The following is a 14,053-nucleotide window of genomic DNA, read 5'->3' on the forward strand; positions in this document are numbered from 1 at the left end:
TTTATTGCGACTGCCATGGTTCTGTCACACCCGGTTGGTAGAGTTATCGGCGTTGGAGAGTCTGTATTTACTGCCAACGTCCTCGAGATTGATTTTCGGCACCTTCCCTCAGGTGCCGTTTTTTTTTGTTCAGAGACTTGGATCTGCATCAATAGTTTGCTGCTGTATTTTTAACAATCAGCCGACGGGTTCACGGCTTGGAATTGGTTCCTAATTTATAACCACCGGGCTAATTCCATCTTCGTTATTCGGTGCCCCACGGCGAAGAACTGTTTGTTATTTAAGGAAACTATCTGTGAACTCCTTGGGTCTGAAAAAGAGCATCACCCTCTATATCGTGGCATTGGTCACCTTTACTTTGTTGGTCGCCAATGGCCTCTCCTACGTAACCCTGAGGGATGACACCACCGCGGCCATCGATATGAGGATGAGCGCGCGGGTGCGATCGGACGCGACTCAGGTGCAGCGATGGTTTAAGACCCGGGCTGAAGCGGTGTCTGCAACTGCGGATCATTATCGTCAGGGTACCTATGACCAGGCCTATGTGGCGGTGTCTCGATTGATGACCGACAGCCTGGGGTTGTACTCGATGTTTTTCGCTTTTGATGATGGCAGTGCCTTTGCCAGCGTGGCTGAGGATGACATCTGGAAGCAGGGAGTGGCGGATCCCGCGAAGTACGATCCTCGGCCCCGAGGCTGGTATAAGCAGGGACGGACGTCGACGGAGCCGGAACTGACCGGCATCTACAACGACATGGTGACCGGCAACCCGGTGATCTCCATCGTTACCAACCTGGGTGATGGCGTGCTCTCCGGTGACATCGGTTTGTCGATTCTGTCCGATACGGTTAACAGCATTCACAGTGACGGCGTAGTGGCGTTTATTGTTGACGCCCAGGGCAAGGCGCTGGCGTCGACTTCGCCGGTGATTGCTATCGGCGATACTCTGTCCGATACCGGTCTGCAAGCGATTCAACAGGGAATGCAGAACGAGCGTGACGCCAAGATCCAGTATCGCATCAATGGAGTGGACAAGCTGGCGTATACCAGCGCCATTGAGCTGATTAATAATCAGCGCTGGTACCTGATTGTGGGGGTGGACACCTCGGTTGCGTACGCCTCGGTCGCGGCGGCGGCCACCGAGGCGTTTTGGACCTCGGCTGTGATGATGGTGCTGGCGGTGGTGATGGCGGTGGTGGTACTCAACGTACTGTATCGGCCGGTGCTGGCATTGAAATCCATGGTGCTGGATCTGTCTCAGGGCAATGCCGATCTGACCCGGCGTTTGTCGGTGCAGGGCAATGATGATCTGGCCCAGATTGCCGATGGCATCAATGGCTTTATTGCTCATCTGCAGTCGTTAATGACTCAGTTGTATCAGTCTTCGCAAACCATCTCCGGCAGCATTGGCCGGCTGGAACAGCAGACTCAAACCAATGCCGGCCACCTGAGTGACCATTGCCGGGAAACAGAGCAGGTAGTCACCGCCATTCAGGAGATGAATGCCACAGCTCAGGATGTGGCCCGCAATACCACCAGTGCCTCACAATTTACCCATGAGACCAATCAGCAGGTTGCCGATTCCGGCACGTTAGTGGCGGGCGCCAGTGACAGCGTATCGGCGCTCTCCGGTGACATTTCGCTGAGCTCGCAGCGAATCACCGACATCGAGAATGACACCTCGAAAATCACCGACATCATTCGGGTGATCAGTGAGATTGCCGATCAAACCAATCTGCTGGCCTTGAATGCCGCCATCGAAGCGGCCCGTGCCGGCGACCAGGGCCGGGGGTTCGCAGTGGTGGCCGATGAGGTTCGCGCCTTGGCGGCACGCACTCGCTCCAGCACCGCGGAGATCGAGGAGAACCTGTTGCGATTGCGCCAGGGATCGGAGCAGGCCATCGAGTCGATGGTGGCGACCCGCAGCAGCTGTGAAGCGACCACCAGCAACACCGATAAGGTGGCCACAGCGCTGCAGGAAATCGCCAAGTCCGTGGCACATATTAATGATCTTAACAGTCAGATAGCCACGGCCTCAGAACAACAAAGCAGTGTGTCTGATGAACTGTCGCGCAATATGACCGCGATTCAGACTCTGGTGGCCGAATTGACAGCCAGCGGTGAAGCTACGGTGGATGAGACGCGGGCCCTGAACGATGCCAATGCCCGCTTTATGGCGGTCGTCAGCCAGTTTAAATTGGCGTAACGCCGGTTAGAGGGCGGCGCAACCTGTGCCGCCCATCTCGACTAGTACGGCCACAGCACGGCGGTGGCTGGCTTCATTCCTCCCCTGAAGATAGCCCGTATCTCAGTGGCCACATCGTGGCAAATTTCATCGGTTAGCATTCGGGTCAGTTGCGCCAGTCGATCCCCTTGAGCCTGTTCCAATTGCACCTCAACCTGTTGAATCACAGAGGCTGGATTGAGATTCGCCAACCCTCGTTCATGGCTTTGCCAATGATCCGTAAGCCGGTGATGAAGGCTGTGGGCGGCGTACAGGCGCAGGAAGTGATTCACAAACGCCAGATCATCCAGCGGGTCATGCAGGCTTCTTGGGGGAGACACAAGCACGGGCGGGCAGGCATCGGTGGGTAGGCTCAGCAGGCAGGCGCTGAGCTGCGCAAACAGCCTAGGGTCATCGCTGTTAGCCAGTAAGCAGTGCAAAGCCTGGCTAAACTCCTGCTCCTGGCCTCGGATTCCAGAAGCGATGGCGTCGCACAGCAGGGCGGGCGTAACTACCCCCATTGGCGCGAGCAGAGTCATCAGCCAGGCGGCCCACTGTTGGTTGTCAGTGAAATTCAGGGACTGATTGGGACCGCAGAAATAGTTGTAACGGTTGACCGCTTCCAAATAGCGCTGCAGCAGAGGCTGGCTGTATTTGTCGGCGGCCAGGGCGGTAAACAGCGACTTGGATCCGTCGCTGGTCGACTGTTGGGTTCCGGCCACCACGAACTGGCAATGGTGGCTAATTGAATGAGGTTGCTGCAGCACAAGCGTCTGGCGAAGCTGCTCCAGGGCCAGCTCCAACGTCGGTTGGTGATCTGGGTGAAACTCGATGGTAATGGGTGTCATGGTGTCAGTGAGTCCTTCAACCGGCGTGAGAGGTAGACGGAGGGGGGCCGGTTCGATCCGTTGAATTTCTTCTGACAAATTGATCAGCATGGTAAACCTGTTTCACAAAGTGGCCATTGTGGTCTCTTAGTACTGGCTTGAACGCCAGCGAACCAGGACATTGTGTGAACACCAACATGTATACGTTTGAATTATATATGCTTATTTTGGTTTTTCGTTGCTGATGGTCAGTGGCCAGTGAGAAAATACAGTATAGGGATATGATATCTGCTTGAACGGATTAATAAAGGCAAGCGTTTGATCTAACGTCATAAAATATGCACATCATGGTGATTATTATTCATGATCTTCGAGGCAGTCCTCATTCGCTGACATCGCCTTACTCGGTTGTTCATTGTGTGACTCGTGACCATCATTCGTAATAAAATTTCATTTAAGATCTCAAAGACTACTTTTTTGCGGGCTGGTAATGGTGGCCCACGTCGATTATGGTTGCTTTCTGTCGGTAACTTTGATCGAATGAACCGGTACTGAATGTAAGTCGGAGCGCGATGATGGCGGACAAACGGTTTCCTCTGGATACCAAACTAAGGCGTGTTTTCAGTAGGTTGGGAATTGATCCTCAGCCGGTGTTCGCGCGTGCAGGGGTGGATGTCGCCCTGCTCAGCAATCCGGATGCTCGCCTTAACAGCCACCAATATCTGGCACTGTGGTCGGCACTGGAGGAACAGTTCGAGCCCGCTGATCTGGCTCGCACTTTGGTGCAGTTATGCAACAGCGATGACTTCTCGGCGCCGATGATGGCGGGTCTGTGTTGCAGTGATCTGCTGTCTGCCATACGCCGACTGCAACGCTTTAAAGGGCTGCTGGGGCCGCAGCAGTTGAGAGTAACCGAAGCCGATGACTGGGTCAGAGTCGAGGTGGTATCCGACATGCCGGTATCGTCCTTGCCGGTATCGATGATTGTTACCGAGTGGTACTTGATTTTGAATCTGGCCTACATGGCAACCAAGGTGGAGTTACCGGTACAGTCCTTGCGCCTCCATGAGGTTAGCGATGATGCACTGGCATTGGCGCGCCAGCATGGTATTGAATTGGAACTGGGTGACGGCAACGCCATTGAGTTCCGCCGCGAGGATTGCTTGCGCCCGTTTTTACCCCTGAATGACGGTATGTGGCAGTTCTTTGAACCGACCCTGTTGCGACTGATCCGCAAGCTGCATGCGCAGCCAGAGACCGCCAGTCAGGTCAAAGCCACGCTGGTTGAGAGTTTGCCGTCTGGGCTGGCGGATAAGGAACATGTGGCACAGCGGATGGGGATCAGTCCCAGGACCCTGCAAAAGCGGCTGTGTTCGGAGAAGAAACCGTTCCAGACGGTATTGGCCGAAGCCCGTAAGGAGTTGGCCTGCCACTACCTGCGGCAGTGTCATTTGACCCATATGGAGATCAGCTTGTTACTGGGGTTTGATGAGGTCACCAGTTTCTATCGCGGCTGTCAGCGTTGGTTTGGCTTGACGCCGGAAGCGATCCGTAAAAATGAACAGGCCGGCATAGAGCCGGCCTGGGAAAAGGAGTGCAACCAGGGTTAGCCCAGGTCTTCGATCTCGTCATTGTCGTCACGGACGATGGTGGCGTACAGATCGTAGTCGTTGGCAAACTCGATGGAGGCCCACACCATCTGGCCAACCTCGACATCAAATTCGCCTCCCAGAATCACCTTGCCGTCAATTTCCGGTGCGTCCGAATAGGCGCGGGCTACCGCCCCTTCGTCATTGAGCTCATCGACAATCACCCGCATCTCGGTGCCCACACGGGCCTGCAGGCGCTCGGCGCTGATTCGGGCTGCCACTGCCATAAAGCGCTGGTAACGGTCTTCCATTACCTCGTCATCGATCAATTCAGCCAGATCATTGGCGACGGCACCGTCCACCGGGCTGTATTTGAAACAGCCGACCCGATCCAACTGAGCTTGTTCCAGCCAGTCCAGCAATAGCTGAAAATCTTCCTCGGTTTCGCCGGGGAAGCCGACGATGAAGGTGGAACGGATCACCAGATCGGGACAGATCTCACGCCACTTTTTGATCTGTTCCAACGTGCGCTCGGCCTTGCCGGGGCGTTTCATCGCCTTCAGGACTTTGGGGGAGGCGTGCTGGAAGGGGATGTCCAGGTAAGGCAGGATTTTGCCTTCGGCCATCATCGGAATCACTTCGTCCACGTGCGGGTATGGGTAGACGTAATGCAGTCGTACCCAGATCCCCATCTCGGCCAGTTTTTCACACAGTTCGGTCATACGGGTTTTCACCGGCATGCCGTTCCAGAAACCGGTCTTGTGCTTCACATCCAGACCGTAGGCGCTGGTGTCCTGGCTGATCACCAGCAGTTCCTTAACGCCAGCCTCTTTCAGGCGTTTGGCTTCATCCAGTACCTCACCGATGGGACGGCTGACCAGATCGCCACGCAGGGCCGGAATAATGCAGAAGGTACAACGGTTGTTGCAGCCTTCGGAGATCTTCAAGTAGGCGTAGTGACGTGGGGTCAGTTTAACGCCATGATCCGGGATCAGCGCCGTCAGGGGATCGTGCTCCGGCTTAGGCAGGTGATTGTGAACCTGCTCCAGCACCATTTCATAGGCGTGGGGGCCGGTGATGCCCAGCACCTTGGGGTGGACCTCTCGAATTTCGTCCTCTTTGGCACCGAGACACCCGGTGACCAACACCTTGCCGTTTTCATTCAGCGCTTCGCCGATGGTATCCAGGGATTCCTGTACCGCGCTGTCGATAAAGCCGCAGGTGTTAACGATCACCAGGTCGGCGCCGTCGTAGGAGTTGACCACGTCGTAACCTTCGGTCCGCAGTTGGGTCAGGATGCGCTCGCTGTCCACCAGGTTCTTGGGGCAACCCAGAGAGATGAAACCGATGCGGGTTCCGGTGCCGCGTCCCTGGCCCATGGCCGGGGCCACCTTAGTGGCGTGGGTGGTATTCGGTTGCACCGCTTTTGGCGTGTCATTGCCGGGATCAAAGGTTTCGACGGTCATGGCATCCTGTATTCAGTTGGTAAGTTTCGAAGTGCGCGGATTATACCTGAGTCAGGGAAAATGTGCAGGGCGAAAAATTGTCCAAGCCTCGTTCTTCGGGGTGATCACCGCTGGTTACATTGCCTCTGATTACTAAGTCACTATTTTGCTAGAGTTTACAGCGGAACGGGGTTGAGAGGCGAGGGAGCGCCTCAGCTTACAGATCCTGGCATCACAGATGATTTGACTGTGGGGGAATCACCCTGAGTGGTGTAAGCCTTTGTCTTTGGCAGTTGCTGGTCCGCCTCTAAATATAGGTTGAGTTACTCAATCAATGAATGGGGGGGAGTTCGAATAAAGTGATTAAATATCAATTTGATAGGATGTTAATCCAATGTCGGTGGTCGGCAGGCGAGGATGAGTAAACGTTACCTTTCGTATTTTGTTGAGTACGGTTGAATGGACTCGCTGAAAAAGTAATGCAATCAATAATTGCCTTGTATTTATTAGGCCCTCCTGTGCAACTTATAAGAAAGACTTATAAAAAGTAAATTGGCATTGGGGAAACCGTGAATGGGTGGCTATAGACATATTCTGGTTGGTGTTTTTATATCACTGGTGATTTCAACGTGGGCGAAAGCAAAGCCGTTAACCGTGGCAACGTATAACATTAAATATTTAACCGCCTGTGTTAATTCCGTTCGAGAAAGTCATCTTCGTCAGGTTATTGAATTGGCGGATTTTGACCTGTGGGCTTTACAGGAGGTGAAAGACCGCAGGGCGCTGATCTATTTTTTTCCTGAAGAAGACTGGAACATTGTTATAGATGACCAAAGTACGGACGACCAAAATCTGGCTTTTGTTATCAAAAAAGACGTTAAATATCGACTGGAGTCAGGCAATACACACGATGCTGGCAAACTGGACTTTCTATTTCCCGACTCTTCCAATTTTCCGGATAAGCGTGATGTGCTCAAAGTGTACCTTGAGGTTGCCGAGTTGAGTGATGAGATCGTGGTGCTGAATCATCACGCCAAATCGCGTTACAACGGTCGCCTGACTTCTGAGCCGGTACGAATAGGGGCCAGCCTGGAGATTGTTGATTATCTGTCATCCAGCGCAGAGCAGTATGTGGTGCTGCTGGGCGATTTCAATGACACCGGCGATGACGCTTCACTGAACACTTTGGAAAATGGTGTGAAATCGATAATAGAGCTGGAGAATAACACCGGTTCGTTTATGGAGAATCTAACGGAATCACTGCTGTCGGTGGATGCGGTAACCTACGGACTGAACTCCAGAGCCATCGACAGTATGGACCGTAGCCGTCTGAACCCGACAATCTCAGGGAGCAGGCAGGACAATGTTTTAAATTACGACGATGGCTATGTGGTGAAGCGGGCGCTTTATGATCAGATCCTGGTCTCTCCGGCATTAAAAGACCACGCTATGGTGAATTCTGCCGATGTCTTTGCCGGGGCGGTATCGGTAGCGGGAAACAGTGACACACGAGCGTCTGATCATGTTCCATTGTTTACGACTCTATTTGATGCGGCTTCCAAAATAGAGTCACTGTCGATTAAGAGGGTACTGGCTAATCCGGATGGGGCGGATAATGACAATGAATTGTTGGTTATTAACTCATCTTTACATTACACATTTAAGGGAGTGATAACGCTCAGGGATGAGTATGGCAGTGACTATCTGGCTTCGGTGGACATTCAACCGTTGGATGAGATTACTGTCAGGCCACTAGCGACGGCATTTTCTCTCAACAACGACCAGGAAACAATTTCACTCTATATCTCGGGAAAGGAGGTGGATCGCATAAGCTATTCCAATGCCGCTTCAGGAGAGTGGCAAATATTTTGAGTGCGTTATAGGAGACTAAACATGACACGGATGTTGTATTTGGCTCTGATGATATTTTCCATTTCATCTTATGCCTTGGATTTTTCGGAATATGACCCCTACAGCTTCAACGAGAACTATCGCCGCGGTGAGATTGTCAGCGAATCTAACCATCTTTGGGTTGCGCGACTGCCCGGTCGCGGTCATCCACCGGCAAAAAGCCGGTTCCATTGGGTGAGAGTCGACATCGGCCACCCTGAGCCATGGCGGTCGGGACGGTTTTACGTGTTGGGCAAGGTGGTGAGTTTCGGCAACCAATTTTATCTGGCTAAAGGGGTCGGGTTCGCTCAGCCGGATTCTGGGCGGGACTGCTGCCAGTGGCAAGTGTTCACCCATCCTGGTATTGGCACCGATCTGCCGTTAGTGGATTCGGACGATGCCAAACAAGGCCTTGAAGGTATCGACAGCAACTTCAACGGCATTCGTGATGACTACGAAGTTGCCGTGGTAATGGAAAGCCCTTCTGAAGCCGTGCGTCAGGCGGGGCTGGGGGCGGCGTCGGCGTATAAACAGATGGTGTCGATGGCCACTTCGGCTGACAGCGAGGTGACGCCGGTTGCGGCGGCCGAACTTGTGGATGAGTTATTGACTGTCTCCGCCTGTTTTCGCAGCCTGGCTGGCGAGCATCAGGGCGTGAGTGGTTTCCAGCACCGTTATTTTAATACCTTTGAGCGAATGGAAGCCTATCTGGAAGCGGAGTCCCGTTTGTATCAGGCATTGGGTGACGATTATCAGCCAGTACTGGTTGATCTTCCTTGTCAACAGATGAGTCCGGTGGAGGAGTGATGATGAAATTTCCGTTAGCTGTCCTGTTGCTGTGTTTTGGCTGCCACGCCATGGCGGCACCTGCTGAATGCGCCCGCCAGGTCGATACCCTGCGCCTGTTTTACATCAATGGGATGTTCACCAAATACAGTGCCTATCTGGATAACCGTTTGGCATTGCAGGCATTCCAGACGCGTTACCTGAGTGACACGTACCCGAGCGCCGGGGCGGTTGTGGGTTCTTACAATGAGAGTGAATCGGTGACGCGTCAGTTTTTACAAGTGGCAAAGCAAAAGATGCAAGATCGCGCCGAGTCATCTTCCATCTTTGATAAATGGGTGGAGGGGCTGAGCCAGGTCATTACCGGTGGAGTGTTGACGCTGGTGCCAAACCAGGAGGTGCTGATCCAGATTATCGCCGAGTCCTATGCTGCCGTGTCGCCCGGGGTTCAGGGAGAGGAGGATTACCTCGGTGCAGCGTCGGCATTGAAGCGGACAATGGATGGCTGCAGTAGAACCATATTGGTGACTCACTCTCAGGGAAACTTCTATGGCAATGCGGTCTTTGATGAGTTGTACCGCGGCTATGCTTTTCCTGGCAATTGGCCCATGAGGGATTACCCCATGCTGGCCCAGATGAGCATCGCCAATCCTGCGGATTCGGTCGGCGGTAACGCCGGTGCCGAGTTTGAGCAGATGGTGGCGCACATCACCAATGATACGGACGCGATTATGGGGTTAGTCCGTGAGCTTCTGGGGTCGATTGATGCCAATTACCAAGCGGATTTCACCGACAGTGATGTGAGTGGTCATGGCCTGGTTACCTCTTATCTGGAGTCGCCCGGGCAGGCAGCAACAATCGCCGCTGAAATGCTGGCGATGGCCGATCAAATGGTACCGATGCCCATGTTCAATCAATGGCCGTCGGCGTCTTCGGCGTTTTCTTCCCATGGCGCATCGACAAAGAGTGGCATTCTTGATTTGAACTTTACCTACGGTGGCCCCTACCGCTATCAACAGCTTTCGGAGTCGGTGATCGAGTCGTTTCTCGGCGCCGAGTCTCAGGGAAGCTTCTTTAACGCCAATATCCGTGGTGTCTATCCCTATCGCAAGATTGAGTAGCACCTGAATTTAGCTGTAGGCGCCGAACGGCGCCTTTTTTGTGGCCAGCCGTTCAGCGAATGATGTGGGTTACCGGTGTTGCCGTCGCGGCAGGTGGAATTTGCCTAATTGGGGTTCGGGGCGCACTATTAGAGGTAGGCTGCCTTTACACGGAGTGTTTTTAGGTTGTCATCTCAGCGAGATAGAAGACGCCGGGAGGGCGCACAATGACAATGACCCTGGCTTTTCTTGGTGCCGCCGGCGAAGTGACCGGCTCCTGTCATTTGCTGACCGTTGATGGATGGCGGTTGCTGCTGGATTGCGGATTGATTCAGGGAGGAAAAAAGGAAGCCGCCCGCAATCGCGAGCCGTTTGATTTCATTCCCTCCAACATCGATGCGGTAATACTCAGCCATGCCCATATTGACCACTCAGGGCGCTTGCCGATGCTGGTCAAAGAGGGCTTTGATGGTCCCATTTTTACCCACAAAGCTACCCGTGAACTGTGTGACATCATGCTTCGGGATGCGGCAATGCTGCAGTTGCGACAAACCGAGCGGGCCAACGAAAAACGCCAACTACGAGGCGAGTCATTGCTGGAGCCGTTGTTCACCGAGGCGGATGTGGACGCGGCGATGGCGTTATTTGTGGATCTGGAGTACGAGCAACTGACGGAAGTGAGTCCGGCGGTGACGGTTCAGTTGCGCGATGCTGGCCACATTCTCGGTTCTGCCATCATCGAGCTGTGGCTGAATTCCGGTTCCTTTCGCAAAAAGTTGGTGTTCAGCGGTGATCTGGGCCGTTGTGACATGCCGGTGATTCGGGACCCCAGCTTTATTGACCAGGCGGATCTGGTGGTGATGGAGAGCACCTACGGCGATCGGGTGCACCGTGGCTGGCAGGAGACGCTGGACGAATTGAAAGCGATCTTCGCTCGGGCACTGAAATCCAGCCAGGGTAACATTCTGATCCCGGCGTTTTCCGTGGGTCGGGCTCAGGAACTGCTGTATCTGTTTCACCTGTATGGCAAAGAGTGGGATCTGAGCCGCTGGTCTGTTTATCTGGATAGCCCGATGGCCACCCAGGCGACCGGCGTGTACGTACGCAACAGCAACCTGTGTGACGCCGAATTTCACCAGTATCGGCGACATCATCCCAGCCAGCATCCACTGCTGACCAAGGTCAATTTTGTGCAAACTACCGAAGAGTCTATGGCCCTCAATGAGATAGATCGAGGTTTGATCATTATTGCCGGCAGTGGCATGTGTAATGGGGGGCGCATTCGCTGTCACCTGGAGCACAACTTATGGCGCCAGGAAGCGGACATCATCATCTGTGGCTATCAGGCTGTCGGTACGCCCGGCCGCTTGCTGGTGGATGGGGCTCAGGAGCTGAAAATTCGCGGACAGTCGGTGGAAGCCCGGGCCAGAATTCACACCATCGGCGGCCTGTCTGCCCACGCCGATCAGCAGGAGTTGATTCACTGGTATCGACAGTTTTCCTCGGCGCCGCCCTTGGTGCTGGTTCACGGTGAACCCGAGGCCCAGAAAACCTTGCTCAGCCATCTCCAACCCCACTGCTCTCATGCCGTAATTGCTCACAGAACCGACACTCTGGATTTGAGTCAACTGCCTGAATTGGTGTGGTTGGCACCGCAATGCTGCCCGGAAACTACTCTGTGAGTAGTTGGAATATAAAGACAAATTCAGATTGTTGAGCCTTATTCAGCGCTGGCGCTAAAGCTGCTGATGTTACAGGCCGATAACAGCCATAGTGGTGTGACAGCGGTTGTGTTTGCTCTGGGTCTGAATCCTGTTTGCCCAAATATCCTTTCAGATGTGTACAACAATTACATAAATGCTGTGGAATAACCGTACTTTGGGTGAGTGCGGCCACAAATCGCCCCGCTTTATGTGTGATCAGGATTACAGACTTGTAAATAAATTAAAAGGTAGTATTGTCCGGCACATACTTAGGGTCACAGTTTTAGTCTGACAAATGTTAACGCCAGTATAAGGCGGAATGAGGCAGCGGATGAGAGAAGTAGAATTCAGAACCATTGACCGCTTGTTTATCAAGCTGACATTGAATGAGAAGTTTTGGCTGCTGTTTCTGATGGCAGCACTGGCTGTAATGGGGATGGCCACCAATCATTATCTCGATGCCCGGTTGCAGGCCCAGTTGCAGTCTGAACAAGTGGTTCAGGCACGATTGGCGGGCGTGGTATCCGTGTTAAACGAACTGCCGGCAGACAGTGATGCTCGAAGCCGGTTGATGGCCCGTGAGGGGATTCAGCTGGTTCCCGCTCCCACAGCCACCGAGCGTCGCGGCGATCGCATTACGGTCAGCCAGCCCTTTGATGGTGGTGCGGCCTCCCTCACAGTGACTGCACCCGAGGCCGAAGCTCAGGCTCGTAGTGAGGCATTGTCGAGCCTGGGATTGACCACCTTATGGCTGCTTCCTCTGGCGCTGTTGTGTTACTGGCTGGCGACCTTCCTCGGAGGCGCGTTGTGGGTGATGAATCAGGCCATTAACCGTCTGGCGGACGGTGATTTGACCTCTCGATTGGGTTTTCATGTGGGCCGAGAGGAGTTCGGCATCATCGGTCATGGCTTGGATCGGACCATGGACACCATCAGTGAGTTGGTGGGTACGGTGAAAAGCAGTTCGGCGACTCTGAATCAGACTGCCTCCGGTTTCCGCCAGGACAGCCAGAACAACGAAAGCCAGATCAATCAGCAGTACAGCTCCTTGGATTCGGTGGCCACGGCCATGGAGGAGATGAGTGCTACCGCCAAGGATATTTCCAACCTGGCCCAGAAAACTTCGGCACAGCTGGAGCAGGATGGTGCCATGGTGGAGCAGAGCAATCAGAAAGTGCAGAACGCCATCATCGAAACCACTGAGCTGGCGGACAAGACCGATGCGGCATCGGTAACGGTCAATAATCTCAATGCCAAGGCCACCGAGATTAACGAAGTGATTACCACCATTAATGCCATCTCCGAGCAGACCAATTTGTTGGCGCTGAATGCGGCTATCGAGGCGGCTCGAGCCGGTGAACAGGGACGGGGCTTCGCGGTGGTGGCCGACGAGGTACGTACTCTGGCTTCCCGAACACAGCAGGCCACGGTCGAGATTCAGATGATGATCGATAAGTTGCAGACCGAAACTCAGGGCATCTCTGAGATCACTTCTCATACCCTGAAGCAGGCCCATCAGAGCCGAGAACTGATCAATGAGATTGGTCAGGACGTGACCGCCATTGCCGACTCGGCCAAGGCGGTGATGGACATGAGTGCTCAGATTGTCAGTGCGGTTGAGCAGCAGACGGCGGCGGCCAACGACATCGCTTCGGAGTTGTATGATATTCGCGGTCAGTCCAATGCCATACGCAACAGCTCAGAGCAATCGGCGGTCAGCGTTCAGGAGTTGTTTGATAGCTCTCAGTCTCTTGGGCAGATTTTGCATAAGTATCGCACCGCCGAATAGAGTTAACACTGGACCAAAGCAACATCATTGAAGGGGAGGTGACTCCCCTTTTGTTTGCCTGGGACCTGGCGGCGCTGTACCCTGCGCAGAGTTCCTAGAAACAGGTCAAAAACGATGAAGATATGGGTTGATGCCGATGCCTGCCCGGTGGTGATTAAAGAGATTCTGTTTCGCGCCGCCGAACGCACGCAAGTGCACACCAAGCTGGTGGCTAACCACGCCATGCGGACACCGCCGTCGCAGTACATCAGTGCCATGGTGGTCCCCGCAGGCTTTGATGTGGCGGATAATGAGATTGTGAAACTCACTGAGGCGGGGGATCTGGTGATCACCAGTGATATTCCGCTGGCGGCCGAAGTGATTGAGAAAGGAGCCTTGGCGCTAAGTCCTCGGGGGGAGTTGTACACCACCAGCAATATTCGCTCACGGCTGAACATGCGTGATTTTATGGATACCATGCGTGCCAGTGGTGTGGATACAGGCGGGCCGCCGCCTCTGAGCCAACAGGACCGCCAAGCATTTGCCAATCATTTGGATCGCATCCTGGCCCAACGTTGATGGTTTAAGCGCCCTGTCGTGCCCGCGAACGCGGGTAGCCAGTAGCTTTTTTGCACTTACTTAAAATCAAAGCCACTAGGCCCTCGCGTTCGCAAGGGCGACACGATGAGGGTTAGGTGTTGGCGGCGGTAGTGGTGGCCGC

At 53.9% G+C, this 14,053-nt stretch carries 10 protein-coding genes; 8 read left to right on the forward strand and 2 right to left on the reverse strand.

What is annotated here, in order from left to right; translation table 11 throughout:
- Window positions 1-295 precede the first annotated feature (295 nt).
- Window positions 296-2,206: a methyl-accepting chemotaxis protein gene (locus H598_RS0112835; RefSeq protein WP_028113379.1), complete on the forward strand. Its 1,911-nt coding sequence runs from the start codon at window positions 296-298 to the stop codon at window positions 2,204-2,206.
- Window positions 2,207-2,247: 41 nt separating this feature from the next.
- On the opposite strand, the gene H598_RS0112840 is transcribed toward H598_RS0112835, so the two are convergent.
- Window positions 2,248-3,072: a hypothetical protein gene (locus tag H598_RS0112840; RefSeq protein ID WP_028113380.1), complete on the reverse strand. Its 825-nt coding sequence runs from the start codon at window positions 3,070-3,072 to the stop codon at window positions 2,248-2,250.
- Between the two features lie 554 nt (window positions 3,073-3,626).
- On the opposite strand from H598_RS0112840, the gene H598_RS0112845 reads away from it, so the two are divergent.
- A complete protein-coding gene (locus H598_RS0112845) occupies window positions 3,627-4,661 on the forward strand; it encodes an AraC family transcriptional regulator (RefSeq protein ID WP_281171314.1) in 1,035 nt (344 codons plus the stop codon).
- Here H598_RS0112845 and rimO read toward each other — a convergent pair.
- The gene (gene rimO / locus H598_RS0112850; protein WP_028113382.1) at window positions 4,658-6,106 is read right to left on the reverse strand and encodes a 30S ribosomal protein S12 methylthiotransferase RimO; all 1,449 of its coding nucleotides are present in this window, start codon (window positions 6,104-6,106) and stop codon (window positions 4,658-4,660) included. The genes H598_RS0112845 and rimO overlap by 4 nt on opposite strands.
- A 552-nt stretch (window positions 6,107-6,658) precedes the next feature.
- On the opposite strand from rimO, the gene H598_RS0112855 reads away from it, so the two are divergent.
- From H598_RS0112855 to H598_RS0112885, 6 genes are all read left to right on the forward strand, one after another.
- Window positions 6,659-7,957 carry an endonuclease/exonuclease/phosphatase family protein gene (locus H598_RS0112855; RefSeq protein WP_028113383.1) on the forward strand — a complete coding sequence of 433 codons (1,299 nt, stop codon included), beginning with the start codon at window positions 6,659-6,661 and terminating at the stop codon, window positions 7,955-7,957.
- 21 nt (window positions 7,958-7,978) lie between these two features.
- Entirely contained in the window at window positions 7,979-8,782 is an 804-nt protein-coding gene (locus tag H598_RS0112860) for a hypothetical protein (RefSeq protein ID WP_156897036.1), read from the forward strand.
- Window positions 8,782-9,882, forward strand: coding sequence for a KTSC domain-containing protein (locus H598_RS25595; protein ID WP_084144460.1), 1,101 nt, complete (start codon window positions 8,782-8,784; stop codon window positions 9,880-9,882). Before H598_RS0112860 ends, H598_RS25595 begins: the two co-directional genes overlap by 1 nt.
- A 206-nt stretch (window positions 9,883-10,088) precedes the next feature.
- Complete coding sequence (locus H598_RS0112875) at window positions 10,089-11,543, forward strand: MBL fold metallo-hydrolase RNA specificity domain-containing protein (RefSeq protein ID WP_028113385.1); 1,455 nt, start codon at window positions 10,089-10,091, stop codon at window positions 11,541-11,543.
- A gap of 352 nt (window positions 11,544-11,895) precedes the next feature.
- Complete coding sequence (locus tag H598_RS0112880) at window positions 11,896-13,353, forward strand: methyl-accepting chemotaxis protein (protein ID WP_028113386.1); 1,458 nt, start codon at window positions 11,896-11,898, stop codon at window positions 13,351-13,353.
- 114 nt (window positions 13,354-13,467) lie between these two features.
- Window positions 13,468-13,911 carry a YaiI/YqxD family protein gene (locus H598_RS0112885; RefSeq protein ID WP_028113387.1) on the forward strand — a complete coding sequence of 148 codons (444 nt, stop codon included), beginning with the start codon at window positions 13,468-13,470 and terminating at the stop codon, window positions 13,909-13,911.
- The last annotated feature ends 142 nt before the right edge of the window (window positions 13,912-14,053 follow it).

The sequence above is a fragment of the Ferrimonas kyonanensis DSM 18153 genome, from assembly GCF_000425405.1.
Lineage (GTDB): Bacteria > Pseudomonadota > Gammaproteobacteria > Enterobacterales > Shewanellaceae > Ferrimonas > Ferrimonas kyonanensis.